Source organism: Henriciella litoralis, assembly GCF_002088935.1.
Lineage (GTDB): Bacteria > Pseudomonadota > Alphaproteobacteria > Caulobacterales > Hyphomonadaceae > Henriciella > Henriciella litoralis.
In genome coordinates this window covers 1,352,084-1,377,356 of sequence record NZ_NCSS01000006.1, presented here as the reverse complement: position 1 = coordinate 1,377,356, position 25,273 = coordinate 1,352,084, and the positions used below count along the sequence as shown (strand labels likewise).

Sequence of the window (25,273 nt, the reverse complement as noted above, 5' to 3'; positions counted from 1 at the left end):
ACACGTTCAGCCAGATGCTAGGCAGGTCAGCGTAAACGGCGCTTTAACGTTCGCGCCGTTTGCGGTTGATGGAGCGCCAGATCTCCTTAGGCACGATACTTCTGGAGCCGCGTCGTGCGCAGGCCCTTGGTGCCAAATTCCTCGTAAAGACGTGCCCAGCCGGCCAGCTCTTCTTCCGAGAGGGCGTATCGCTCGCAAGCTTCGTTTTTGGACAGGAGGCCGCCGCGCACGGCTGCCACCACTTCTGCCTTGCGGCGGGTAACCCAGCGACGGATACCGGGAGGCGGCAAGTCCTCCCGGGTCAGTGGCTGCCCATCCGGGCCATTTACACTAAAAGTTCTCGCATTCTGCTGCGCCATGAGATCTACCCTTACTAGCGGTTGATACCGAAGACGCGTTCTGCGCCTAGGAATTGGTCTTAGCGCAGCGGAATTAAATCAAATTTCAGCGGGACCTGTGAGTTTTCATGAAAATTGAAAACGTTCTTCCCGGCCTCGTTAAGCACACGTTTGCAAACCTGTGCCGGCATGGTGCAGGTGTCCTAGATCTGTACATTTTACTACAGATTTTAGGCGAGAATCCGCTCATCCGCAGGGATTGTGGACGAAATAAAACCACCCCCAAGGATACGACTTTTTGATAAAGAATCGTACAGGACGCACGCTTGGCCCTTTGCGACCCCTTCTTCAGGGATCGAAAAGTACACTGCTGGTTGATCTTTCAACCATCCAAGATGCGCGGGAAGGGGCTCACGCGTGGATCGTACGCGTGCCAGAACCGCCTCGCCGCGGTCACACGCCTCTTCCAGCGAGCCATCGCCGAGCCAGTTCAGCTCTTCCATGGTCAGACCCGCCGTGAGCAGCGCTTCGCGCGGGCCGACAATGACCTGACGCTTGGGCGCATCAATCTTCACAACGAAGAGCGGCTCGCCGGTTGCGACGCCCAGACCCCGGCGCTGACCGACCGTGTAGCGAATGACGCCGTCATGCTGTCCGAGCACCCGGCCATCAAGATGGACGATATCGCCGCCGCGCCCCGAACCAGGGCGGAGTTTTTCAACGACATCGGCGTAAGAGCCTTGCGGTACGAAGCAGATATCCTGGCTGTCGGGCTTTGAGGCGACAGGCAGGTTGAACCGCTCTGCAAGTTCACGCACTTGCGTCTTCGGCAGGCCGCCAAGGGGAAAGCGGACATAGTCCAGCTGCTCACGCGTTGTGGCGAACAGAAAGTAGGACTGGTCACGCGAGGCATCGGCGGCGCGGTGCAGCTCGGGGCCGTTTCCGTCATCGGTGCGTTGGATGTAATGACCCGTGGCGAGGCAATCGGCGCCAAGCTCCTTGGCCGTTTTCAGCAAATCCGAGAACTTCACCGTCTGATTGCAGCGGATGCAGGGGATGGGCGTGGAGCCGGACAGATATGTGTCGGCAAAGTCTTCCATCACCTGCTCGCGAAAGCGGCTTTCATAGTCGAGCACATAATGGGGGATGCCGATCTGGTCAGCGACATTGCGCGCGTCGTGAATGTCCTGCCCAGCGCAGCAGGCGCCCTTCTTCTCGATCGCAGCGCCGTGGTCATAAAGCTGCAGCGTGATACCAACCACGTCATAGCCTTCATCCTTGAGGAGGGCGGCTACGACGGAGCTGTCGACGCCGCCCGACATGGCGGCCACAACGCGTGTTTCCGAAGGGGGTTTTGCAAACCCAAGTGAATTGAGACCATCCACCATCGTGGAGGGCGCATCCGTATTCGCGATATTCATTTTGTCTCTCCAGCGGGTTCAAGGGCCCGTGCAAAGGTTTCGTGTGCTGGGGCATATAACGCCGCTGGAGAGAATTGTCAGTGTTTCAACTCAGACTCTCGATGCTTGAAGTGTTTGCGTTGATCAGTGAAAGCAATTTCCATGTTTGCCGATGGATGGTCATGACTTCATTGACCGCATAAACGGCCCACACAATGAAGCCCCAGCCGAAGATGGCCAAAGGGCCCAGAAATCCCGAAACCACCAGACCGATAATCACGGCAATCGAAAAGAATAACCAGAAAAAGAACGACCCCACAGGATTGAATTTGTTCCGTTTGGACCAATACCACCCGGTGGTGATGTTCTTGTCGCCAACCTTCTTTTTGCCATACCACAGAACAGCGACTTGGTCGCCCGGAGAGTACTTTCCGGATACATCAACATCGTCCTGCGAACCATTCTCCCATTCGACTCTGACTTCTGACCAATGGGAGGTGTGAGAGCTAATTGAATGGTGTCCGCCGCCTGACAAATGAGTTTCGCTCATTCGCTGAGCTGAAATTACTTTGCCTCTCTTGAAGCGAAACTTGCTTTTGAATGTCATGTCTTTTGCCTTTCCCTTGATGCTTAGGATCAGCAAACAACTGGCTCGGGAGTCTTTTCATCGAACGCCTTGCCTTATCGGTTGCCGATTAAGGCTTGCATCAAACGCTGTACTCGGCAGACATGTCCTAACGGTTGAATCACGAAACTCTAACGATGGGGTATGCGCCGTATGGAGTCAGAGCGCATTGGGGCTATTCAGTATCGATACCGTTTCGATGATCTGATTTTTGACGTCGCCGCGATGACCTTGGTAAGGGCTGGCGAACGGGTTTCTGTTGAACGAACACCTTTGCATTTGCTTCGAGTGTTGATCGAGAACGTCGATGAAGTCGTTACCAAAGATGAGCTTCTCGAAGCCGTCTGGCCCGGTGTCATCACTGTTGAAAACGTCCTGCCCAACGCCATAGCAAAATTGCGAAAAGCGCTCGGAGAAGATCTGGCGCAGCGGATCGTGACACATCCCCGAATTGGCTATCGCTTTCAGGGGCCAATTGAGCGTCAGGCCGTCGGACGAAAGCTGTCAAGCGCCCATGAGTTTGCCAAAGGGCAAGCCGTGCCAAGACGGCCCAACTGGTTGCTGGAGACACAGCTATCTGCTCGGTCGGGGCGCGAAGTCTGGACAGCGCAACATCGCAAAACAGGCGAGCCGCGGATTTTCAAGTTTGCGAGTTCTGGAGAGGCGCTTTCGTCACTGAAGCGCGAGGTGACGCTGTTCCGGCTTGCAAAGCAGTCTTTGGCCGGATCGCTGCCGATTGCTGAAATAATCGACTGGAATTTTGAATCCGAACCTTTCTTCATTGAATGTGAAGTGGCCGGCGAAGACTTTCAGAAATGGGCGCGCAATAAAGGTCTTTCAAATCTGAGTTTTGCCGAGCGGATGAGTCTCTCCGGACAAATCGCATCAGCGGTCGCCCGGATTCACGAACTGGGAATATTGCACGGCGACCTCAAGCCTTCGAATATCGTGATTTCACCGATACCGGGAAATGAAGCCGACCAGCATCAGATCAAATTGATTGATCTCGGCAGTAGCCGATTGACCGACAGGAAAGCTCTGGATCAGGCAAATCTCACGGTAATGGGCCTTACCGTTGATGCCGAGGGAAATCCCGAACACGGAACGCCGGTATATATGGCCCCGGAGCGGATGCGTGGTCAGCCATCCAGCACGTTGGGAGATATCTATTCCCTTGGAATTATCGTCTACCAGATCATGGCTGCAGATATCGACAAGCCGCTGGCGACAGGCTGGGAAGCCGATATCGAGCATCCATTATTGCGAGACTTTATTGCTACAGCGGTTCGGGGCGATGCCGAAATGCGGTTGCGATCTGCGGGCCAATTGGCCGAGCAGCTGTCGAATTTCTGGAAGTACGAGCAGGAATGGCAGAACCAGCATGAACTCGAAACCCTGTCACAGGAAGCCGATGCGAAACTTCGGCGTATGCGTGCGCGAAGACCATGGATGATCGCAACAGCCAGCGCGCTCGTGGTTGCGCTTGTTGGGTCGACGACTTTCGCGCTGTCTGCTCATCAAGCAAACGAGAAGCTGCGTGTTAGCGGCCAGCAGCTGGAAGCGAGCAATACATTTCTGACAGAGATTCTGGTCAGCGGCGATCCGCGAACGCTGGGAGGCTCTCCCGACCAGACCGTTGCTGATGCATTGTCCCGTGCCAGTGACATCATGCCGGAGATCTATGCCGATGATAGCGAAACACAGATATACCTTTTGCAAACGCTGGGACGTGTCGAAAGCGGGCTAGGGCGCTTTTCTGAAAGCGCGTCAGCATATCAAAACGCGCTGACATTGTCGGAAAGCCTCTACCCGCCTTCCAGTGCGCAAGTGCAAACCGCTCGCTTCGACCTTTCAGATGCATTCGTGCAGAACTCTGAATTTGACGCCGCTGGGGATGTCATAAAGCGCGCCGAGGAGGCGTCCGGAGGCAAATTTGAGGGGGTGGTGCGGTTGCGCCATGCGCGCTCCAAAGGCCGACTCGCCTTGCATGAACTCCAGCTTGAAGATGCCAGTTACTGGTACGAGACGGCATTGGAGGTGCTCGACGAGGAAGACGCCGAAAACCTCACCATGCGTTCTGTGATCATGCGTAATCTAGCTCAGGTGTACAGCCGGACAGAGCAGCACGACCTTGCAATTTCGCTGTTGGAACAACTGCTTGAGCCACCCTACGCCGATGGCGTGTTAGAAGAGTGGGAGCTGGCCGACGCCAAGAGCCTGCTCGGAGCCGCTTACATGTATAATCGGCAGTATGAACTCGCCGAAAAGACAATTCTTGCGGCCGTCAGCGAAATGGAGGTGATATATGGGCCCGACGGATCACAGACCCTGAAAGCCATGAATGACCTTGGTGTTCTGTATGGCGATCTAGCGCGATGGTCTGAGGCTGCAGAGATTTTTACTCGTCTGCGCGAGAGTGTTTGCGCCTCCCATGGAGAGCAACACATGCAGTGTCTGGCTTATCTGGCAAACGAAGGGATTACACTCGTTGAAGCCGAGAAATACGCAGAGGCTGCTCTCGCTATTCGCGCGGCTCGGGACGGTTTTGCAGCGTCGGCAGGTGAAGATTATGCCGGCGTGCATCTGCTAGACTATCATCTTTCGGTCATCTGTCTGGAAACCGGCTGTGTTGATGAAGCCGGTGCTATCCTTGGGGGATTGCGCCGGGATTTGCTGGAGATTGCGTCTCCAACGGCACGTTGGGATCTTTTGCTTCCTGCGGCGGTATTCAGACAGCGAATTCTCGCAGGCAAGCACACTTCCGATGATATCGAAGCGCTTCAGGGCATTGTCGATGAAATGATTGCAATCGAGACGGATCCGAAGCTGGTGGAGAGAACAAGCCAGCAGCTTTGATACTGAGCGTGCCGATGGCTTGATTTTTGGTTGCTTGTCAGTTTGCCCGGAAAGGTTCATTGATGCGAGGTGGACCTGAGCTTCTTCAGGCCATCTTTGGGTGGGACCAAGATGAAAATAGAAAATCTACGTGTTGCAGGCGCGGCATTGGCCGCTGTCAGCTGTGTATCGCATGCCAGCGCACAGGCCGGGCCTGAAAAGGTGACGCCTTTGGCCGTGGACGGTTGGAGTGTCATTGAAAATGGCGAGGCTGACACGGATGGCGGCTATTCCGTCTATCTAGATTATGCGGGCGCTGACTTTGAGTTTTCCGTTGGATGCACGCTTGGGTATGGGGTGAATGTCTCGTGGAAACCGCAAGCCGCGCTGACGGGTGGAATTCTGGTGCCGGTGACGTTCAGCATCAATGGCGACGCGCTTTTTACCCATGACGTCGCGAACAATGACCGGGGAGACTATTCCTGGCTGGAGCGCGGTGAATCAAGCGATGCGGCAACGCTCGTCTATGCGATCTGGGAGAAGGATAAAGGGACGCTGACGATTGAAGGCGGCGGGGCGAGCAGCACCATTCCCTTCAACGAGTCGGAGAATGGCTTCTGGAGCGAGCAGGTTCTCTTCGCCTGCGGGCTGCTCTGAGGCGCTTCCGGCGGCTCAGCAATACGGGTTGCCGGATGAGCAGTTCGTAGCCGTGCCGTAGGTTTCGATACGGCTGATCATCTCGTTGAATTGCAGATTGTCGCGATAGGCATTGCTCTGCGAGACTTGATTATAGCTGCTCGTGGGCGGCGTGTAGTCGCCATAGCTCGTTGAGTAGCCGCCGCTGGAGACGATCTGGCTATAGCCGACCATGGCATCGGCGAGTGGGGCGAGCGCATTGTCGATGGCGCTCCAGATCGATTTCTTCTTCTCCGTCGGTTCGCCGATCCAGCCCATGGCGCGGCCTTCGGCATTGAACATGTCGGTGAACGGCCCGCAGGCCTTCTGGTAGCCATTATGGAAGCAGGCCTGCGCCAGCAGTTTCTTGGCGCCCTCATAATCGTCCATGTCGAAGCGCGAATAGTATTTCATATAAGCGAGATTGTAGCAGAGCGCCTGATCGCCAGCCTCGCAGCCTTGCCTGTAGCGGTCTGCCGCCAGCTTTACATCATCGGCCCTGAACGGACCCGGCGCAAAGATCACCGCTTCGGCGAGATAGGTGCAGGCCCCGTCCAGCTTGTGTGTGCAGGGAAGGCGGAGGTCTTCCATGGCCTTTTGGGCGTCGCGCGTGACGCCATAAGTGCCGCGCAGGCGATAGGTGCCGGCATGATAGCACGCTTTAAAGACGGTGAGGCTGCACAACTCGTCCAGCACGGTCATTCCTGTGACAGGATCGCCCGCCTCGAAAGCGGCGGCGGCCCGCTCACTGCTTGCCCTGTAGAGGCCATAGATGAAGTCACGGGCATAGGGCAGGCCGGCCTCATAGGCTTTGGCGTAATAGTGCGAGGCGGTAGAGATGTTCGGCGTGACACCGATACCTTTTTCATGGATCCAGCCAGCCCCGAGCAGCGCCCTGGCCGACGCCTCCTCTGCGTCGGCGGCCATCATCAGGTATTGGGCGCCCTCGGTCTCATTGGCCTGGACGCCGTCACCGGTCAGCAGGAGTTGGGCAGCATTATAGGCTGCCTGCGCATGGCCGGCGTCTCCAGCCCGCTTGTAATAGTCGAGCGCGACAGCAGGCGCCTGCGGCGTGCCAAGTCCTTGATCATGATAGAGCGCGACATGGTAGAGTCCGTTCGCTTCGCCTTGTGCGGCGGCCTTGAGGAACCAGGCCAGCGCAGTTTCCTTTGAGACAGGGACGCCGAAGCCGTTCGCGTAGAAGAGGCCCATATTGTACTGGGCGCGGGGATGGCCGGCATCTGCAAGCGGACGGTAGATCGCCATGGCGTCAGCATAGCGCCCGGCATTTCCGGCAGCAGCCGCCTCGTCGAGCTGGGCTTCAACCTCCGGGCCTGCCGGGAGCTGCTGAGCCGGTGCGGCCGGGCCCAGGCAGATAAGGAAAAGGCTGAGTAAAAATGCCCTGGCGATCATGGCAGACGTCCCCTTCTGCGCAACAAACGGGGTAAGTATAGCGCTGCGGGGCCGCTGTGGGCAAGGTTGGCGTTAGAGCCCGATCGCCTTTACGAGGGCGTCGTGGCAGCCCGGCGTGAAGTGAAACGCGTCCCATCCATGCGCGCGGGCGGCGGCGACGTTTTCTTCCATGTCATCGACGAGGATCACATCCTTGCCCCTGACATCCATCACATCTTCAATATGGGCGAAATAGGCAAGATCGGGCTTGGCGAGTTTCATACGCCCGGCGGCAAAGACGGTGTGCATCTGCTCGCCAAAGCCTGCCTCCTCAATCCAGTCGGCGCGGTACACCTCATTATTGGTGGCGATGACATTTGTGATGCCGGCAGCGCGGGCGCGGCGGACAATGTCGAGTGTCGCATGGTCGGGGACATGATCCTTGTCGAACCAGTAATCGACGACTTCGCCGGCCCGGTGGCGCACGCCTTCAGTCTCAGCCCAGTCGCCGACCAGCTCATGAAGGTCTGCCTCTCCGACCATGGCTTTCTGAAAGCGGCCTGAGAACAAATAACTGGCGAGAGACTGTATTGGCAGGCCCAAATCGGCTTCGAACGTCGTCATCCATCTGAAAATGCCATCTTCGACATTGGCGTTGAGAACGCCGTCAAAGTCCCAGGCGATGAGTTTGTGGCGTGCTGGCATGGTCCGGGTCCGTAAGCGCTTTTCAAGGTCTGGCGGTTTACACCAGTTCAGAATGGCGGGCGCAATGCATCATTTGACCCTTGGCGCGGATTTGGAAATTTGCGCCATCCTGTCGCGCGTCAGCTTGGTGGCTTATGGTGTGCCGCAGAGATGTGTATAAAGTATACGGGTGTTCTGACTCGGGAGCTGATTGATATGGAAATTGACGCACTGATCCTGTCGCGTATCCAGTTTGGATTCGTCATTGCCTTCCACATCATGTTTCCAGCCTTCACGATTGGTCTCGCGGCTTTCCTTGCGGTTTGTGAGGGGCTGTGGCTCTGGACCAAGAAGGATGTTTTCAAGCGTCTATACCTGCACTGGGTGAAGATTTTCGCGCTGGCTTTTGCGATGGGCGTCGTGTCCGGCGTGGTGATGTCCTATCAGTTTGGCACCAACTGGTCTGTCTTCTCTGACAAGGCGGGCAGCGTGATCGGACCGTTGCTTGGCTATGAGGTGCTGACGGCGTTTTTCCTCGAAGCGACATTTCTTGGCGTGATGCTGTTCGGCTGGAAGCGGGTCGGCAACAAGCTGCACTTCATTGCGACGGCCGCTGTCGCCGTTGGTACAACGATTTCTGCCTTCTGGATCCTGTCGGCCAATAGCTGGATGCAGACGCCAGCCGGGTTTGCGATCGACGCTGAGACCGGCAATTTCTACGCAACCAATTTCTGGGAAGTCATCTTTAATCCGAGCTTCCCATCGCGCTATGTCCACATGATGCTGGCGGCGTTCATCACGACGGCAGCTGTCATCATGGCAGCCGGTGCCTGGCAGGTTGTGCGTAAGCATTCCTCAGCGCCGACGCGCTGGCAGATTCGCATGGCGGCGGGCACTTTGTGCGTGTTGATGCCGATGCAGATCGCTGCCGGCCACTGGTCTGGCGAAGTGGCGTATGAATATCAGCCGGCCAAGGTTGCGGCCATGGAAGGCTGGTGGGAAACACGCGACGTGCAGGGCACTGCGCTGTTTGCCATTCCTGATGAGGAAAATGAGCGAAACATCGCCGAGATCAATATTCCCGGCACGAGCCCCTATCTCTTTCCGAGTGCTGAAGGGCCGATGCTCGGCTTGAAGGATTTTGCGAAGGAAGACCGGCCACCTGTCTTTATGGTCTTCTGGGCCTTCCGGATCATGGTCGGTGCTGGCCTTTGTATGCTGGGGCTGGGCCTATGGGGCGCCTTCCTCTGGTGGCGCGGCCGCATCGACAAGGCGGGGATTTTTCACATTTTGGCGATACCCGGCGGCGCGCTTGGCTTCATCGCGGTCATTACCGGCTGGATAGCAGCGGAGGTCGGGCGTCAGCCTTACACCGTCTATGGATTTTTGCGCACCGAAGATAGTGTTGCGCCGGTCTCAACCGGTCAGGTGGCGACGTCGCTGCTGATTTTCATGATTGTCTACGCGATCGTTTTCACGGCGGGCACGGTTTATATGGCACGCATTGCGACACGCGGCTTTGGCGATGATCCGACCGATCCGCCGTCCAAGGAAAATCGCGCACCTGGTACACCGCTCGGCTCTGTCGACGACAAGGCGGATGCGCGCACGTCAAATACGCAGCCGGAAGAATAGGGGGATACGACAATGGATCTGCCACTGATCTGGTCAGGACTGATCGCAACTGCCGTCATGTTGTATGTGCTTCTGGATGGCATGGACCTCGGCGTCGGCATCCTGACGGGCTTCGCCAAGAGCGATGATGAGCGCAATCTGATGACCGCAACGATTGAGCCGGTCTGGGATGGCAATGAAACCTGGCTGATCCTGGGCGGCGGCGGACTGTTCGCAGCCTTTCCGCTGGCCTATGCGATCCTGATGCCGGCGTTCTATCTGCCGGTTATGTTGATGCTGGCGGCGTTGATTTTCCGCGGGGTGGCGTTCGAGTTTCGCCACAAGGCCGTTCGCAAGCCGACGCGCCTCTTCTGGAATGGGGCCTTCTTTGGCGGCTCGCTCGTCGCAGCCTTGTCACAGGGGCTTGTCCTTGGCGGATTTGTGCAAGGCGTCACAGTTGAAGGCCGCAGTTTTGCGGGCGGCCAATTTGACTGGCTGACACCGTTCTCACTGCTCGTGGCCGTGTCTGTGGCGGTCGGCTATGTGCTTCTCGGTGCATGCTGGCTTGTCCTGAAAACAGAAGGCGAAGTGCAGAAGCGCGCGCGGCGCCGCGGTCTGATAGCTCTGATTGGTGTGGCGCTCTGCTTTGCGGCCGTAAGCCTCGCGACGCTGTCACTTGATCCTCAGGTGACCGAGCGTTGGGGGTTCACAATGTCATCGATCGAACCGGCAAAGCTGTTGCCGCTGCTTCCGATCCCGGCCGCTGGCCTCATTCTGACGGCTCTCGTCTGGCGGGATTTGTCGATGCAGGTCGAGGCGCCGGACTGGCGGCCCTATGTCCTGTCCGCCGGCATCTTCCTGTCTGGCTATCTCGGACTTGCGGTGAGCCTGTTCCCGGATCTCGTGCCTTACGATGTCGATCTGTGGGAGGCTGCGGCGCGCGACAATTCGTTGATGCTGATGCTGGTGGGGGCGGCGATCATGCTGCCCGTGATCCTGATCTATACCGGCTACGTCTATTCGCTGTTCTGGGGGAAGGTCGACCCGGACGAGGCCTATCATGACTAGGAACTTGTTTGAGCCGCAGGGGCCGGCGGAGGCTGGTAACGCTCCGCCGCCGTTCGGCCGTCGGATCGCCTGGTTTGCCGGACTGGCCCTGCTCAGCCTCGTGATCGTGGCGGCGACGGCCTACCTCCTCAGGGCGCTGCTGTTTATCGGCTGAATTTTGCGTTCAAAGCCAATGCCTTGACGGGCCACGGGCTTGACCTTGCGCGCAAGCATGGGCAACCCAGTAAGAGGGGCCAGATTAGCGCCCTTGCTCAAACCCAGAGAGGATCAAACCATGGCTGCCAAGTTCGAACTTTATACAGACAATGCGGGTGAATACCGTTTCCGCCTGAAAGCGGGCAATGGCGAAAACATTCTGGCGAGCGAAGGCTATAAAGCCAAGGCGAGCGCCGAAAACGGCATTGAGTCGGTTAAGAAAAACGCTGTCGATGAAGCGCGCTTCGAGAAAAAAGAAACGGCTGCCGGCAAGTTCATGTTCAATCTGAAATCCACCAATGGTCAGGTTGTCGGCACGTCTCAGTCCTATGCCAGCGCGTCGTCACGCGATGGTGGGATCGAGTCTGTGATGAAGAACGCGCCTGATGCGCGCGTTGAGGACATCACGAGCTAAGCCAAGCTCTTCAATGGACCGATCTTGCGCGCCTACTGTTGCTTTGCAGGATCGGTCCAGCTCCACAGCGCGTCGGTCGGGAATTTGTAGTCGGCCGTTTCTGGCGTGCGCAGCGGGCCGTTCGCATGGTCGCGCAGGGCCTCGTACAGCACCGTCTGAGCGGCCGGGCCAGCGGCTTTCGCCTCTTTGAAGGTAGAGCTGACGAATGAATTATAGGCAGTGAGTTGCGCCTTGAATTCTGCTTCGGTGGCGATGTCGTTCGCCAAGGAGTAGTGCGGCCCCCAGAGTTCGTTGGCTTTCAGGGCGATCGCGATCCGAGTGTTTCCGTTCTCTATGTTCTCGGGCAAGAACCATTCAGATTGAGGGAGCGGGGGCTGATCAGTGGCAACGCCAAGCCGGGCCGCGTCATACTGTTTGTCGAACTCTGATTTGACGCTGTCGTCCCAACTGCGCATCTCTCCGGAATCTGAGCTGTAATAAAGGTTGAAGGCCGCTTCGGCGTCTTTCAGCAAAACAAGCTGAGCTGCCGGATCATCCAGGCGGGCAGCTTGTTCAGACCTTAGCTCGCCAAAGTAGCGATGGGCATAGAGCCCCGGTTTATCCTTGCACGAGAGAGAGGCGTTCGCGATCAGAATGGGCGGGATTTCTCCGCTCCAGTCCTTTTTGTAGTCGTACCAGAGGGTTTGGGTGACATTGCCCCAATGGTTCTCGCAGCTGCCAAATGTTCCGCCTTCATTGAAGTAGCTTTCACGTGGGCCGCCAGCTTCTGCATACACAATAGCGGCGCTCATAATGCGTTTGCGCGTTTCCCGTGCGGCATCGTAATTGTGAGGCGCTCTTTCGGCCTTGTCCGCGTTCAGAAGAATGTTCAGCGCACGGTTTGCGATTTGCCCTTGTTGCTCAAGGGTAAGGTCTGTCCGCGAAAGAAGCTGATACCAGGTATCGGCCAGCTCATACATGGTGATGAACTGGTCGCTGCATAGCCGTTCAATTATGTTGGCATCTGCGACGGCGGCTTCATTCAGCGGCTCATCCTTCTTCTCGAAATAACTGCGGACCGTGTTCACATGCGCAAGCGCGTTTTCCGGGCATGGCGGAATTTGTTCACTCTCGTCGGCAGCTGTTTTGCCGACGAGGCCAGTGGTGATGGCCAGAGCGAAAAGCCCGGCTCTGAAGCTGAGTTTCATCAAAATTGCGTCCCCACACAAAGATATGGAAAGACTAGGCCTGCTCCAGCTGTCTGGCAAGCGATGCCTACTGACCTTCAAGCGCGAGATGATAGAGAAGCGCGATGGTCTTGGCGTCGATGATTTCGCCTGACTTGATCATGGCCAGCGCCTCGCTCAGCTTCATTTCCAGAACTTCTATCTCTTCGCCCTCATCGTGGACTCCGCCGCCAGCGCTGATGCGGTCCGACGGGGCGTACTCTGCGGTAAAGGCATAAACGCATTCCATCACGCTGCCCGGGATCGTATAGGCGCGAAAGGCAGGTTTCAGGACGGGTAATTTGTAACCGAGCTCTTCGATTGCCTCGCGATGCGCGCAGTCTTCAGGAGGCTCGTCTTCGATAATTCCGGCGCAGGCTTCGATCAGGGGCGCATCATCGCCATTGAGAAAAGCTGGAAGACGAAGCTGACGCACGAGAAGAACTGTGCTCCGCGCAGGATCGTGGGGCAGAACAGCGATCGCATTGGCGCGCTCATAAACCTCACGGTCCTGGCGCTCGCGCCGCCCGTCGAGACGCTCATAATTGAAACTGACTTTGGAGAGAGCCGTCCAGTTATCCGAAAGGGTAGACGTCTCAATAATGTCTACCCGGTCTTTCAGAGGCTTTGCACTCACCTGAAACGTTCGGCGATCTTGAGGTTTTTCACCCAGCCGAGCTTTTCATAAAACAGGAGCATGGTGCCGTTATAGTCGACGATCCGGTTCCAGACGCCTTTGCGGGGGCGGTGAAGCGCGGAAATCGGCTCATCATGGTGGTGGTCATGGAAGGCTTCGCCGCCTGTCAGAAGCGCCATCGCATGGTCAGCCCATTTCGGTGTCTTCAGATGGCCGAGGACGTTGATGCCATAGGTTGTGGCGTGGAACTGGATGGCGCGGCCAATCACGATGCTCGCATGGATGATCGCGGTGAGCACGAGTGAGCCGCCAGCCGCCCAGACGATCAGATAGATGGCGGCGGGGATGAGGAGGTGCACAACCAGCGAGATCGAATTGTAGAAGCCGTCCATCCAGACAATGATTGGATGGTTCTTAAGCCACATCGGCATGGGACGGAGCATGTCTTTTGTATCGCGGAACAGGATCCAGCCGACCCAGGCCCAGCGCTTGGACTCGAACGGGTTATGCGGGTCACCGGGGCCGTCGGCAAAACGGTGGTGCTGGGAGTGGTAATTCACCCAGTCTTTCACATTGCCCTGCATCGCAATTACCAGATTGAGCATGGTGATGATCTGCGCTGGCCAGCGCAATTCGCCTGCGCGGTGCTGCATCAGACGGTGAAGTGGACCGATACCGGCATTGCAAATAAAAATCGTGAAGGCGATCACGCCGAGCGACAGTGGAAGATACCAGAGCTTCAGCTCAATCTGCGTCAGTGCGAAGCCAAGAATGACCATGGTTGCTAACATCGCGACACCCAGAAGCGGATAAACAATTGCCGAGAAGCAGCTAGCCGCGTTGAACGTTTTCCAGTTTTTTGGAATCGCAAGCGAGCGCGGGATTTTTGGCATTCAGGTATCTCCAGACTAGGCGGGCGCCTCAAGCAGAATATGACCTGCTTCGACTATGGAATTCTTAAGAATATTTTTGAATTCCGAAAAGGGCGCTTCTGTGTCCAAAGCTGTGTTCTAACGTAATTGTTAGGTGGCGCTAAACGGCAAGTTTGGACGTGGAGACGATGCATTGTTCGGCCAGCCGCGCATTGTTGAGACGGGATTAAGCCTCAGCCATAGCTTGGGCGATGGTGTGATGGGGTTTGATGCGGATATGTTCTTGGTCTGATCTTTATATGTTTAGGGGCTTTTCAAATGTGCAAAGATATCCAGCAAATTTTCATGGCCTCCATTCACCCAGGAGACGGCCATCATATCGTCATCTGAAAATTCAGTCCGACATCGACACAACGCGGCCGGGATTCATTATGCCCAATGGATCCAGCGCCTGTTTGATTGCGCGCATCGTATCGGTCGCTGCCTGCGGGCGGATAGAAGCGAGTTCGTCGCGTTTGAGCCGGCCGACACCGTGTTCCGCGCTGATCGATCCGCCATATTTCATCGCCTGAGTGTGGACGATCTGGGTGATTTCGTCGGCGTGGCGGGCAAGCGTTGATTCCGAAACGCCTAGAGGCTCGCAAGCTGAATAGTGCAGATTTCCGTCACCGACATGTCCAAATGCGACGATCTCCGCATGATTGTCGACTTTGTGGATGGCCGCTTCGGTTGTCTTGAGGAATTCCGGAATGGCGGAGACTGGCACAGCTACGTCGTGATTGATGGCGGTCCCATAGGCTCTCTTTGAGAGGGGGATCGTCTCGCGGATATGCCAGAAGCTGTCGGCCTGCTGGCCACTTTCAGCGATGATCGCATTGTCTGCGAGATCTTTTTCCATCGCATCGGCTAGCGCGCTCATCAGCGTTTCGCGGGCCTGATCCTCTCTTGCCATGGACACCTCGACCAGCACACGCCATGGCAGCGCCGACGGCGCCGGATCTCTGGTGTCCGGGATGTCGGCTGTTACCATTTCAATGGCATTGGCCGGGATAATCTCGAAGCTGGTTACTGTGTCGCCTGCGTGATCGCGCACGAGGGCAAGCAGATCGACAACGTCTTCAGCGGATTTGCAGATGACCCAGCCTGTGGCCTTGGCGACTTTCGGGAACAGTTTGAGCGTTGCCGCGGTGATCAGGCCGAGCGTGCCTTCAGCTCCGGCAAAGAGGTGCTTGAGGTCGTAGCCAGTATTGTTTTTCCGCAGGCCCGACAGGCCGTTCCAGACCTCGCCGGATGGCAAGACAACCTCGAGGCCGAGTAACAGGTCCCGCATCATGCCATAGCGCAGCACTGCGACGCCGCCAGCATTGGTGGAAATGAGGCCCCCGATCGTTGCGATGCCTTCCGAGCCCAGTGAAAGAGGGAACAGTCGATTGGCATCATCCGCGGCGTTCTGCGCATCGACGAGCGGCGCGCCTGCCTCGATTGTGAGGGAATTGTTGGTCTTGTCGAGCGCGCGAATGCGGGTCATCCGGCGCATTGAGACAGTGATCTCGCCATGCGGGGTTCCACCATCGACAAGGCCAGTATTTCCGCCTTGCGGCGTGAGGGCGACGCGATGGTCGGCGCAAAGGCGCACAAGCGCGGATGCCTGGTCCGTGGACCCCGGCATTGCCAGGAAGGGCGTCTCGCCCTGACTTGTCGCCCGCCATGGAGACGCTGCTGCGTGCAGCTTGTCGGGGTCTTCACTCCAGCCGCTGTCGCCAAGAATGGACTTGGCCTTCGCCAGAAATTCGTTCGTCAGATTGTTCATGCGCTAAAGTCCATCATACTTGATAGGGTTATGTCATCACCGGCTGCTTTCAATGCAAGGGCAGTCCGGGGCGTGGGTGTTTCGGGCCTACTTGTCATGGCCCGAATTTGCGGCCCGGGCCAGCCGGTCATTGATCGCCGCGCCGAGGCCTTCATCGGGGATGGGGGCGACGGCGATGCGGGAATGGTCCGTATCAAGCTTGCGGAGCATCGCGAATAGGTTTGCGGCCGCTTCGATGAGATTGCCCGATGGAGACAGATTGAGGGTCGCTTCGCCGGGCCCGAAACCGAGGAAGGCTTCACCCGGTTGCGGCTCGGTTACGTTAAGCCGTAGCGCAGCATCCGGCGCGTAGTGCCGGAGCAGCTGTCCCGGAGAAACCGGTTTTCCCTCGCTGCCGCCCATCTCGACGCCGGGCCAGATGGCCGCGATCTGATCTTGAGTAATGGTTCCAAGCCTCAGCAATATGGGGTGCGGTCCGCGCGCGTCGATAACGGTCGATTCCAGGCCGACTTGTGAGGCGCCGCCATCAAGAACCATGTCGATCGCGTCTCCAAGATCGGTGGCAACGTGCGCAGCTTCTGTCGGGCTGATGCGGCCAGAAGGGTTTGCTGACGGTGCGACGACAGGGCGTGCGAACCGTTGAAGCAGGGCTTGCGCAACGGGGTGTGCAGGTACTCTCAGCGCGAGCGTTTGCAAGCCGGCGCGGGCAAGGTCGCAAACGGTTGTTTCAGGCACTTTGTTGACGACGAATGTCAGCGGGCCGGGCCAGAATTCGGCGGCCAAGGCCCGCGCCTCAGCCGAGAAATCCCCTTGGGCAAACGCGTCTTCTGGCGTTGCGACATGCGCAATCAGGGGGTTGAACGCCGGGCGACCTTTCACGCTGTAAATCTGCGCGACCGCGTCGGGGTTCGCCGCATCTGCTGCCAGCCCATAAACCGTTTCTGTCGGCATGCCGACAAGCCCGCCCCGCTCAAGAAGGGAGGCTGCCTTGTCGAGGGCAGTTTTATCGGGAAGACAGACGGGCGCGACCATGATCAGCGCCTAGCACCCATTCAGGTGCGAGGCGAGGCCAGCACGTCGACATTGATGTCGATTGTTTCGCTGACCCAGTCGGCGCCGGGATCAGATTTCTGGCCGAGATCAAGCGGTTTACGCTCCAGCTGGGCCTCGCCCGTCATGCGGGTCTGATCGCCCTCTTCGGTGAGCGTGAAGTTGAAAGGGAAGGACACCGAATTTTCTTTCAGGGTCAGCGTGGCTTCGGCGGTATAGCCATTCGCTGTCGCTTTGAAATCTGTCAGGCTGACAACCGCTTCAGGATAGTCAGACGGGTTGAGCCATTCGCCGGATTTCAGGCTGTCTGTGTAGAGTTTCTTGCCGGTACTTGCTGAGGCTGTGCGGACAGTGACTTTAACGGCAGACGTGTCGAGCGCGTCCTTGTCGAACTGGATGTCTGCGGTCCAGTCAGAGAAGCCGCCTTCGAAGCGGGCATTCTCATGTGTGCCGGAGAACTGGATGCTGGACGCGTCATAATCAACGTTCCAGTTCGGCTCGATGCCGCTCGATTGCGCCGGGCTATCTTGCGCGCTGGATGAGGCTTGCGAGCTGCCGGAAAAGAGCGGCGGGACGAAGGCGATGAGCAAGAACAGGGCGATGGCGGCCCCAAAGGCAATGAAAAAGCCGCTTGGGGGAGGGCTGGGCGCATCAGCCTTGCCGAAGAGGCCAGGCAGCATGCGTTTCAGGACGCCCTCTTCGGATGAGACTTCATGTTTGATGGCGCCGGCCACATGGAGCGCAACCAGTCCGATCATCACCCAGGCGAGTTTTGAGTGAACGAATTCGATGATGCCATGGCCGGTCTCATTTGAGAGAGGCCCGACGCCTGGAAGGTCGGGCCAGCTGACCTGTCCATAAAGCACGGTCGGCACGTCAAAATCATAGGACGTGGAGACCAGAAGCCAGCCGCTTAGCGGCATGACGATCAGAAGCGTATAAAACGCAATATGGACGAAATGACTGGCCGCGCGTTCATAGGCCGGCATACCGGCAGGTAATGGGGGCGGGCGGTTGATCAATCGCCACACAATCCGCGCCACCGTCAGCAGCAGGATCGTGATGCCAACGGATTTATGAAGCTGATAGCGCGCTTCATTTCCGTCCATGTTCCAGCCGAGCCAAATCATGAAGCCGATGGCGAGCGCGATCACCCAGTGAAGGGCAATCGCGACTGCGCTGTAACGCGAAGACTGTGTCATTTGATCCTGATCGTTCCTGGTCGTCTATTCCGGTGTTTCAGCAGAATCTTCTGCCGGGACTTCATCCTGCAGGAATTCGCCAGAAAATGCGACGGCCACCTCGTCGGAAATCATGCCTTCCAGTGAGGTTTGTCCGAACTCGGAACGGTTGATGGTTGTCGACGCATCAAAACCAATAAGGTCGCGTTCGCCGTACCAAGGGGCATTGGCGACACCATTATAGGTGACCTCAAGCGTTACCGGGCGCGTCACGCCAAGGAAGGTCAGGTCGCCTGTCAGCGTGCCGGAATAATCTTCCTCGCGGGTTGCGCCGGTGGACACGAAAGTGATCTCAGGGAACTCACCCGCATTCATGAAGCGCGCATCCTTCGCGAGCGCTTCAGGCCATGAGCTGAACTCGCTGTCCGGATGACCGGCCTTGTAATCGCCAGCGTAATTAACGTTCACGCTGGTCGGATCGATCGAGACATTGAGAGATGCGTTTTCTGGCGCGGCCGGATCAAAATCGAGCGTTGCGTCGAAGGACGTAAAATCGATCGTGTACTCTGACAGACCATTATGCATGACGGTTGCCGTCAGAAAGGCATGGGTCGGCTCAAGGCTATAGGTCGCCGCAGATACATCTGTCAGCTTCTCTGGCAGATCAGCCGTCTCGGTGGCCTCTGGCGGTGTCGGCGCTTCAATTGGCGCCGTTGTCTCTGCTGACTCGGAAGGTGAGCAAGCAACGACGAGCAAAGCGGATGCGCTGGCAAGCAGCAAATTTCTGGGAGTCATTGGGTTCAGCCCCTTTTTTGTGAAAATGATTTATTCGGCCTGCAGGAACTCGCCCGAGAATTCGATTTTGACATCGTCGGAGATCATGCCTTCGAGGGATGTCTGGCCGAATTCAGAGCGGCTGATCGTGGTCGATGCGTTGAAGCCAACGAGATCACGTGGGCCGTACCAAGGCAGGTTCGCCATTCCGTTATAGGTGACGTCCATGGTGACTGGTTTGGTCACGCCAAGGAAAGTCAGGTCGCCTGTGACCGTGCCCGTAAAGTCGCCCGTTGTTTCGGCGCTGGTCGATACGAAGGTAATCTCCGGATACTCGCCCGCTTTCATGAAGTTGTCACCCATGGAGAGGGCTTCGTTCCAGGAGGCGTACTCGCTATCCGGGTGACCGGCCTTGTAGTCGCCCGGATAATTCGTCTCGATACCTGTCGGGTTGATCGTCACTTCGATTGACGAGGCAGAGAGGTCATCAGGATCAAATTCGAGCGTTGCGTCGAAATCGGTGAAGTTGGCGGTGTAATGGGAGATACCATTATGGGTGACCGTCCATGTGAGGAAGGCGTGCGTTTTGTCGAGCTCGTAAGTGTCGGCAGAAACGCCGTCGAGCGTCTGTTCTGCGATGGCAGGTGTTGTAACAATGGCAGCCAGGGCGGCGGTCAGTAGAATGCGACGCATGGACGTGTCTCCTCGTGAATGGTCAAACGGGTACAAAGCAATTAACTAGTCAAATCATACGGCCTGACCAGCCCTCGCCGGATTTGAGCGAGGCATAGCACATATCCTGGAGACGCATCAGATGAGTTATCGTGCCCCGATTGAAGAAATGACCTTTGCGCTGAAAGAAGTGGCACGGATCGACCGGCTGGTGGGCAGCGCTTATGCCGACTTTGATCTCGATCTGATTGACCCTGTACTTGAAGAGGCGGGCAAACTGGCCGCCGATGTACTGGCGCCGTTGAACCAGCCCGGCGACGAACAGGGCGCGCAGCTGACCGGCGATGGCGTGGTCGCACCACATGGGTTTGCAGAAGCCTACAAGCAATTTGCCGAGGGCGGCTGGATGGGGCTTGCCGCGCCTGTGGAATGGGGCGGGCAGGGCCTGCCGCGGACGCTGGCCAACGCCGTGCTGGAGCTGGTGCACGGAGCGAATATGAGCTTCGGCCTTTGTCCGATGCTGAGTCTCGGGGCCATCGAGGCGCTGGTCGCGCATGGGCATGAGGCCGAACAGAAGAAATATCTGCCAAAGCTGGTGTCTGGCGAATGGACCGGCACGATGAATCTGACTGAGCCTCAGGCAGGCTCCGATGTTGGCGCGCTGAAGACCAAAGCTGTGCCGAATGAGGATGGCAGCTACGCGATCTCGGGCCAGAAAATCTACATCACGTGGGGCGACCACGACATGACGGAGAACATTATTCACCTTGTTCTCGCCCGTCTGCCGGATGCACCTGCCGGGTCGAAAGGTATCTCGCTTTTTGTCGTGCCGAAGGTTCTGGTCAATGAAGATGGCTCGCTTGGCGAACGCAATGGCGTTTCCTGCATCGGCCTTGAGAAGAAGATCGGTATCCATGCGAGCCCGACCTGCGTCATGGAATATGATGGGGCGACCGGCTGGCTGGTGGGGGAGCCAAACCGCGGGCTCGCCTGCATGTTCACGATGATGAACTCGGCGCGCTTGAACGTTGGCCTCGAAGGCGTTGGTGTTGCTGAGGCGGCCTTCCAGACCGCCTATGCCTACGCCAATGAGCGCAAGCAGGGCACGGCGCAGGGCGTTGAGGGGCCAGCGCCGATTCTGCATCATGCGGACGTTCGGCGGACGCTGACCACGATGCGGGCGCACGTTATGGCGTCCCGCGCGATCTGTTATGCTTGCGGCGTTGCGGCCGATATTGCCGATACGTCTGAGGACGAGAGCGCCCGCGAAGCCGCCAAGCTGCGCGAGGATTTGCTGACCCCGATTGCCAAGGCCTGGTCGACAGATATCGGCGTCGAGATGGCGAGCAAGGGCGTGCAGATCCATGGCGGGATGGGCTTCATGAATGAAACGCTCGCCGCCCAGCTTTACAGAGACGCGCGTATTGCGCCGATCTATGAGGGCACGAACGGCATTCAGGCGATCGACCTTGTCGGCCGGAAACTCTCGATGGCTGGAGGGCGAGCGATGAGTGACATGATCGAAGAGGTCATGCAAACGGCCCAGGCCGCTCGCGAAACAAATGATCCGCAGCTCGTGCAGATCGCGGATCGGCTGGAGACGGCTTCAGATGCCTTGTCCGAGGCAACGGCCTGGATGGCTGAAGCGATGAAGACCGACCGCGAGCAGGGCCTTTCAGGCGCGACCGCCTATCTGGAGCTGGCTGGCGATGTGATCGGTGGCCACTTCCTGGCACGTGGGGCCCTTGCTGCGCGTAAGGATCATCCGTCGCTGCGGGGGCGGATGACGGCGCTCGCTGGATTCTTTGCGGAGACCTCGCTCGCTGAGGCGCCGGGCAAAGTGTCCGGCATCACAAGTGGTGGTGAGAGCTTCCTCGGTGAGAGCGAGGCGCTGTTCGGGGTGTCCTAGGACGGCGACGGCGCGCTTCGCGCCGCCAGTCTGGGCGATACGGCTCCCAGCGTCACGCAGGCGAGAAGGCACCAGCCGCTCATCCAGATCAGCTGATCGGGCAGGGCGACACCGGCATCAATCAGAGCGCCGGTGACGCCCGGCCCAAGCGCGGTCGAGAACACCATTGCAGATACGATGACCGCACGGATGGAGCCGAGATATTTGACCCCATACGTCTCAGGCCAGAGCGCGCCGAGCAGGGTGGACGTAAACCCGTTCGAGACCCCAATCAGAAACATGAAGATGTAGATGCCCCAGACGGCGTCCAGCAGACCGGCCACCGCGCTTGCCGTGGCTAGTGGCAGCAGGAAGTAGGGCAGAAGCCTTGAGGCTCCGAACGTGTCGACAAGCTGGCCGCAGACAAGCGCAAAACAGACGCTGGTCAGGGCCAATATCGGAAAAGCGCCAGCAAAGGCGAGTGGGCTGTAGCCGCGAAGCTCGATAAGATAGTCCTGATGGAAGAAGATCGTCGTTCCGATGAAGGGTGGGGCCAGGACGCAGGCGAGCATGACATAGAAAAGCGGGTCCTGAAGCACTTCGCCGACCCGCCAGTCGCGCGCTGTCCGTGCCGGCTTTGAGGACGCTTCGGCTTGCGTGGGCTGGCGATCGACCGCCCAGAGAAGGCTGACAGCCGGAAGTGTGACGAGCAGAAGCGTCGCAGCGGACAGAACCCAGGCGACTTGCCATCCGGTCATCGCGGCCACCACGGCGAAAGTGACTGGCAGAATGGCGGTACCCGCTTCAACGCCCGGCGATACGAGAGAGATGGCTCGTCCCCGGCTAGCTGCGAACCAGCGGCCGGTTTCCGTCAATGCGGTGTGGGTCATCATGCCCTGACCGAACAGGCGCAGCATATAGAGCGCCAGAACCATGACCAAGACATTGGGAGCGTAGGCGATGAGAAGACATGCGGCGGCCAGACAGGGCAGTACAAACAATATGACCCGCCGGCCCGGCATATAATCGAGCGTCCGGCCCAGCCACGGCAGGGTGAGCGCACTGGCCAGCGTCGCGACCATGTAGGTGAGCCCGAACTGACCGTCGGTGAGATCAAATTTGGCGCGTAGTTCTTCGCCCGACAGCCCAATAAAGAAGGTCTGCCCGAAGGAGGAAAAGAGGGTCAGCAGAAATCCGCCAGCGATCCATCGCGCATTCTGCCTGATGAAAGAAAACATATTGTCCTTTGGGCGGCCCTCGGACCTATGGGGCCCAGCGCGTGATCAGCTGCGCTGTTTCGGGGCGGGCGCGTTCCTGTGGGTTCATTGTGGCGGTGCCGAGATAGATGAAGCCTGCGACACGCTCATTTTCTGCAAGTCCAAGCAGGCGGTCGATGCCTTTGGAAAAGGATATCCATTCGGTCAGCCAGCAGCCTGCCCATCCCGCGGCGTTCGCCGCGAGCAACAAATTATGGCAGACGGCGCCGACGGATAATTCCTGCTCCCAGACAGGTGTGCGTCCATCTTCCGTCGGCGATGAAATGATCGCAACGACAGTTGGCGCCCGCATCAGCAGACCGGCTGTGAATGTGTATGCCCCGGCATCGAGACCAGGGTCTTCACTTCTCTGGACTTCGGCGGCAGCGTCCCCGAACTGGCGGCGGGCATCGCCCTCAAAAACGATGAACTTCCATGGAGACAGTCGGCGATGATCTGGCACGCGTGTCGCGGCAGCGATAATCTCATCGAGCTGCGACGGCGTGGGGCCCGGACTGCCGAGACACGCCTTGTTGGCAGAGCGTCTGAGGGCAAGAAATTCGCGGGTCTCTTGCGAAGGCCGAACCGGCAACATTGGCGTGCCGACGGTCGGGGCGGGCGGAAAGATATTTGTCATGGCCACTACATAGTTTGAGCCATGCCGCGTTCATAGGTCGGGCGCCGCAGATTTCCTTGAGGCAATGTCATTTGTGCGGGTGAACGCACTTTTATAAGTGAACAGTGTTCACAAAATGAACAGGCTTTGCTTCTATGGCAAATCCGGGCTATGATCGGATGTCAAAAGCGGGCGGGCAGGGTATGGACGAGCTTGAAATAACTCCGGCGGAGCGGCGCCGTATCAAGGTGCGCGGGGCGATCCTCGATGCCGCCGAACGTGTCTTCGCCCAGGAAGGCGAGGCCGGACTGTCGATCCGCCGGATCGCGGACGAGATCGATTATTCACCGGCTGCGATCTACAAATACTTCAATTCAAAAGACGACCTTGTTGAGGAACTCAAGGAGACGTTTTTTGGTCGCTTGCTTCAACGCGTCCACGAGATCGTGGATCGAAACGAACCGTTTCTGGTCCGCGCCCGCAAATGTGTGCGTGGCTATATCGTCCTGGCGATCGAGAAGCCTCACCATTACGTCGCCGCTTTTTCCAGCATTGTCCTGAACAGCGACCTGCCTGAGCACGGCTACGATGACACAAACAAGCGCAGAGCGTTTGAAGTCCTGTGCGGAATGATGGCCGAAGGCATCGGCGAAGGACACTTGCGTGAGGACCTCGACCCGACCGACGCGGCAAAATCTTTGTGGGCCTCGATGCATGGCCTTTCGATGATGATCGCCCACCTACCGGAGTTTCCGCTCCTTAAGGGAATGCCGCAAAAACTGTCTCAGGCCGATTTCATCAGTTTCCACGCCGACCTTCTGATCCGAAGCCTCGAACGGCCAAATGTAGATTTCATCAAGGCTGGGGAGGCCTCGAATGTCTGATCAATCGACACATCCATCCGGCCCGCCCAAGCGTGAGCCGAGCCCGAATCTGGCAAAAGGCCTGCTCTTCATTGCGGTTATCGCCGTCGCGATAATCGGCCTCGCCCTCTTTGTTTTAAGCCAGCGCTCCAGCGAAGGTCCGCTCGTGATAACCAAAGCGCCAGCGCCGCTCGGCGTTGATGTGATGCCCGTGCGTATCCAGTCGACACTCGGTCTCGACGAGCAATTTACAGGCATCGTGAATGCCCGGCGGTCGAGCAGTCTTGGTTTTTCATCTGGCGGTCGCATCGCTGTGTTGAATGTTGATGTCGGCGACCGGGTGACCGATGGGCAGTTACTCGCCGCGCTCGACACGCGCGCCTTGCGGTCCCAGCTGACATCGGCGCGGGCACAGGTGAAAGAGGCAGAGGCCAATCACAGGCTGGCTATGACGACGGTGGACCGTCAGCAGACCCTTCTGGAGAAGGGGCATGTTGCCCAGCAGCGCGTCGATGAAGCGCGCGCTCAGGCCGCAACCTCGCAGGCGCGTATCGATGCTGCGAAAGCGCAAGCTGCGACGCTTCAGGTTCAGATCGATCTATCAAGTATCACCGCGCCCTATCCCGGTGTCATTACGGAAAGGCGTTATGACGAAGGCGCGATCGCCTCGCCCGGCGTGCCTGTCTTTGAGCTGGTTGAAACAACCGCGCTCGAAGCCCGCATCGGCCTGCCAGCGAATTTGGCAGCGGAGCTCGAACCCGGCCGGGTCTACACTTTGAAAGGTGATCTTGGGCCCGTCGATGCGCGTCTGAAATCCGTTACCGGCGTGATTGATGCCGGTCAGCGCACGGTGACCAGCGTGTTCGACATTATTGATCCGTCCAAGGTATCCACCGGCGCCGTCGTCAGGCTGGAAATGCAGCGCGATGTCAACGAGCCGGGATTTTGGGTCCCTGTCAGCGCGCTCGCTGAAAACCAGCGCGGTCTCTGGTCTGTCTATATCGCACGCCAGCAAGATGATGGCTGGGTAGCTCAACCCGGCCTTGTTGAAGTGATCCAGAGCGAAAGCGAGCGCGCTTATGTCCGCGGCGCTGTCTCCGACGGTGATCGGGTCATCCTGAATGGCCTGCAACGCATCACGCCGGGACAACAAGTGCTGCCAAGGCTTTCGCCAACCGCCCTTGCCACAGACGTGGAAGGATAGATCC

The 25,273-nt window shown here is 58.0% G+C and carries 24 protein-coding genes; 9 read left to right on the top strand and 15 right to left on the bottom strand.

Annotated features, from left to right (window positions below):
• Positions 1 to 86: 86 nt before the first annotated feature.
• The 3 genes from sciP to B8783_RS10080 all read right to left on the bottom strand — a co-directional run bounded on the left by sciP (position 87) and on the right by B8783_RS10080 (position 2,345).
• Positions 87 to 359 (bottom strand): CtrA inhibitor SciP, encoded by a 273-nt coding sequence (sciP, locus tag B8783_RS10090; RefSeq protein WP_084420007.1) that lies wholly within the window; start codon positions 357 to 359, stop codon positions 87 to 89.
• 209 nt (positions 360 to 568) lie between these two features.
• Positions 569 to 1,726 carry a tRNA 2-thiouridine(34) synthase MnmA gene (gene mnmA / locus B8783_RS10085; RefSeq protein ID WP_084422041.1) on the bottom strand — a complete coding sequence of 386 codons (1,158 nt, stop codon included), beginning with the start codon at positions 1,724 to 1,726 and terminating at the stop codon, positions 569 to 571.
• A gap of 118 nt (positions 1,727 to 1,844) precedes the next feature.
• The gene (locus B8783_RS10080; protein ID WP_139792323.1) at positions 1,845 to 2,345 is read right to left on the bottom strand and encodes a hypothetical protein; all 501 of its coding nucleotides are present in this window, start codon (positions 2,343 to 2,345) and stop codon (positions 1,845 to 1,847) included.
• Between the two features lie 162 nt (positions 2,346 to 2,507).
• On the opposite strand from B8783_RS10080, the gene B8783_RS10075 reads away from it, so the two are divergent.
• Positions 2,508 to 5,219 carry a tetratricopeptide repeat protein gene (locus tag B8783_RS10075; RefSeq protein WP_084420005.1) on the top strand — a complete coding sequence of 904 codons (2,712 nt, stop codon included), beginning with the start codon at positions 2,508 to 2,510 and terminating at the stop codon, positions 5,217 to 5,219.
• A 111-nt stretch (positions 5,220 to 5,330) separates the two neighbouring features.
• Positions 5,331 to 5,855 (top strand): hypothetical protein, encoded by a 525-nt coding sequence (locus B8783_RS10070; RefSeq protein WP_084420004.1) that lies wholly within the window; start codon positions 5,331 to 5,333, stop codon positions 5,853 to 5,855.
• Positions 5,856 to 5,870: 15 nt separating this feature from the next.
• Here B8783_RS10070 and B8783_RS10065 read toward each other — a convergent pair whose 3' ends face one another.
• Positions 5,871 to 7,286: a tetratricopeptide repeat protein gene (locus tag B8783_RS10065; protein WP_084420003.1), complete on the bottom strand. Its 1,416-nt coding sequence runs from the start codon at positions 7,284 to 7,286 to the stop codon at positions 5,871 to 5,873.
• Positions 7,287 to 7,358: 72 nt separating this feature from the next.
• Positions 7,359 to 7,970, bottom strand: a complete 612-nt coding sequence (locus B8783_RS10060) for an HAD family hydrolase (protein ID WP_084420002.1) — start codon at positions 7,968 to 7,970, stop codon at positions 7,359 to 7,361.
• A gap of 195 nt (positions 7,971 to 8,165) precedes the next feature.
• Between B8783_RS10060 and B8783_RS10055 the strand changes: the two genes are divergently transcribed.
• The 4 genes from B8783_RS10055 to B8783_RS10045 all read left to right on the top strand — a co-directional run bounded on the left by B8783_RS10055 (position 8,166) and on the right by B8783_RS10045 (position 11,241).
• Positions 8,166 to 9,584 (top strand): cytochrome ubiquinol oxidase subunit I, encoded by a 1,419-nt coding sequence (locus tag B8783_RS10055; RefSeq protein ID WP_084420001.1) that lies wholly within the window; start codon positions 8,166 to 8,168, stop codon positions 9,582 to 9,584.
• A 12-nt stretch (positions 9,585 to 9,596) separates the two neighbouring features.
• Positions 9,597 to 10,631, top strand: a complete 1,035-nt coding sequence (cydB, locus tag B8783_RS10050) for a cytochrome d ubiquinol oxidase subunit II (RefSeq protein ID WP_084420000.1) — start codon at positions 9,597 to 9,599, stop codon at positions 10,629 to 10,631.
• Positions 10,624 to 10,785 carry a hypothetical protein gene (locus tag B8783_RS18500; protein ID WP_169711771.1) on the top strand — a complete coding sequence of 54 codons (162 nt, stop codon included), beginning with the start codon at positions 10,624 to 10,626 and terminating at the stop codon, positions 10,783 to 10,785. The genes cydB and B8783_RS18500 overlap by 8 nt, the downstream gene beginning before the upstream one ends.
• Before the next feature lie 120 nt (positions 10,786 to 10,905).
• The gene (locus B8783_RS10045; RefSeq protein WP_084419999.1) at positions 10,906 to 11,241 is read left to right on the top strand and encodes a YegP family protein; all 336 of its coding nucleotides are present in this window, start codon (positions 10,906 to 10,908) and stop codon (positions 11,239 to 11,241) included.
• Between the two features lie 32 nt (positions 11,242 to 11,273).
• On the opposite strand, the gene B8783_RS10040 is transcribed toward B8783_RS10045, so the two are convergent.
• The 8 genes from B8783_RS10040 to B8783_RS10005 all read right to left on the bottom strand — a co-directional run bounded on the left by B8783_RS10040 (position 11,274) and on the right by B8783_RS10005 (position 19,463).
• The gene (locus B8783_RS10040) at positions 11,274 to 12,428 is read right to left on the bottom strand and encodes a hypothetical protein (RefSeq protein ID WP_084419998.1); all 1,155 of its coding nucleotides are present in this window, start codon (positions 12,426 to 12,428) and stop codon (positions 11,274 to 11,276) included.
• A gap of 67 nt (positions 12,429 to 12,495) precedes the next feature.
• On the bottom strand, positions 12,496 to 13,083 hold the full coding sequence (locus B8783_RS10035) for an NUDIX domain-containing protein (RefSeq protein WP_233355736.1): 588 nt from the start codon (positions 13,081 to 13,083) through the stop codon (positions 12,496 to 12,498).
• On the bottom strand, positions 13,080 to 13,976 hold the full coding sequence (locus B8783_RS10030) for an acyl-CoA desaturase (RefSeq protein WP_084419997.1): 897 nt from the start codon (positions 13,974 to 13,976) through the stop codon (positions 13,080 to 13,082). Before B8783_RS10030 ends, B8783_RS10035 begins: the two co-directional genes overlap by 4 nt.
• Before the next feature lie 373 nt (positions 13,977 to 14,349).
• Entirely contained in the window at positions 14,350 to 15,765 is a 1,416-nt protein-coding gene (locus tag B8783_RS10025) for an FAD-binding oxidoreductase (RefSeq protein ID WP_084419996.1), read from the bottom strand.
• Positions 15,766 to 15,852: 87 nt separating this feature from the next.
• Entirely contained in the window at positions 15,853 to 16,797 is a 945-nt protein-coding gene (locus tag B8783_RS10020; protein WP_084419995.1) for an L-threonylcarbamoyladenylate synthase, read from the bottom strand.
• Positions 16,798 to 16,817: 20 nt separating this feature from the next.
• Positions 16,818 to 18,017 carry a cytochrome b/b6 domain-containing protein gene (locus B8783_RS10015; RefSeq protein WP_084419994.1) on the bottom strand — a complete coding sequence of 400 codons (1,200 nt, stop codon included), beginning with the start codon at positions 18,015 to 18,017 and terminating at the stop codon, positions 16,818 to 16,820.
• Between the two features lie 24 nt (positions 18,018 to 18,041).
• Positions 18,042 to 18,791 carry a YceI family protein gene (locus B8783_RS10010; RefSeq protein ID WP_084419993.1) on the bottom strand — a complete coding sequence of 250 codons (750 nt, stop codon included), beginning with the start codon at positions 18,789 to 18,791 and terminating at the stop codon, positions 18,042 to 18,044.
• 30 nt (positions 18,792 to 18,821) lie between these two features.
• The gene (locus B8783_RS10005) at positions 18,822 to 19,463 is read right to left on the bottom strand and encodes a YceI family protein (RefSeq protein ID WP_084419992.1); all 642 of its coding nucleotides are present in this window, start codon (positions 19,461 to 19,463) and stop codon (positions 18,822 to 18,824) included.
• 121 nt (positions 19,464 to 19,584) lie between these two features.
• Here B8783_RS10005 and B8783_RS10000 point away from each other — a divergent pair, with 121 nt between their 5' ends.
• Positions 19,585 to 21,351, top strand: coding sequence for an acyl-CoA dehydrogenase (locus B8783_RS10000; RefSeq protein ID WP_084419991.1), 1,767 nt, complete (start codon positions 19,585 to 19,587; stop codon positions 21,349 to 21,351).
• On the opposite strand, the gene B8783_RS09995 is transcribed toward B8783_RS10000, so the two are convergent.
• Positions 21,348 to 22,568 (bottom strand): MFS transporter, encoded by a 1,221-nt coding sequence (locus B8783_RS09995; RefSeq protein ID WP_084419990.1) that lies wholly within the window; start codon positions 22,566 to 22,568, stop codon positions 21,348 to 21,350. The genes B8783_RS10000 and B8783_RS09995 overlap by 4 nt on opposite strands.
• Before the next feature lie 25 nt (positions 22,569 to 22,593).
• Positions 22,594 to 23,223, bottom strand: coding sequence for a nitroreductase family protein (locus B8783_RS09990; protein ID WP_084419989.1), 630 nt, complete (start codon positions 23,221 to 23,223; stop codon positions 22,594 to 22,596).
• Positions 23,224 to 23,405: 182 nt separating this feature from the next.
• Here B8783_RS09990 and B8783_RS09985 point away from each other — a divergent pair, with 182 nt between their 5' ends.
• Both B8783_RS09985 and B8783_RS09980 read left to right on the top strand, forming a co-directional pair.
• Positions 23,406 to 24,086 carry a TetR/AcrR family transcriptional regulator gene (locus B8783_RS09985; protein WP_084422038.1) on the top strand — a complete coding sequence of 227 codons (681 nt, stop codon included), beginning with the start codon at positions 23,406 to 23,408 and terminating at the stop codon, positions 24,084 to 24,086.
• The gene (locus tag B8783_RS09980) at positions 24,079 to 25,269 is read left to right on the top strand and encodes an efflux RND transporter periplasmic adaptor subunit (RefSeq protein ID WP_084419988.1); all 1,191 of its coding nucleotides are present in this window, start codon (positions 24,079 to 24,081) and stop codon (positions 25,267 to 25,269) included. Before B8783_RS09985 ends, B8783_RS09980 begins: the two co-directional genes overlap by 8 nt.
• The last annotated feature ends 4 nt before the right edge of the window (positions 25,270 to 25,273 follow it).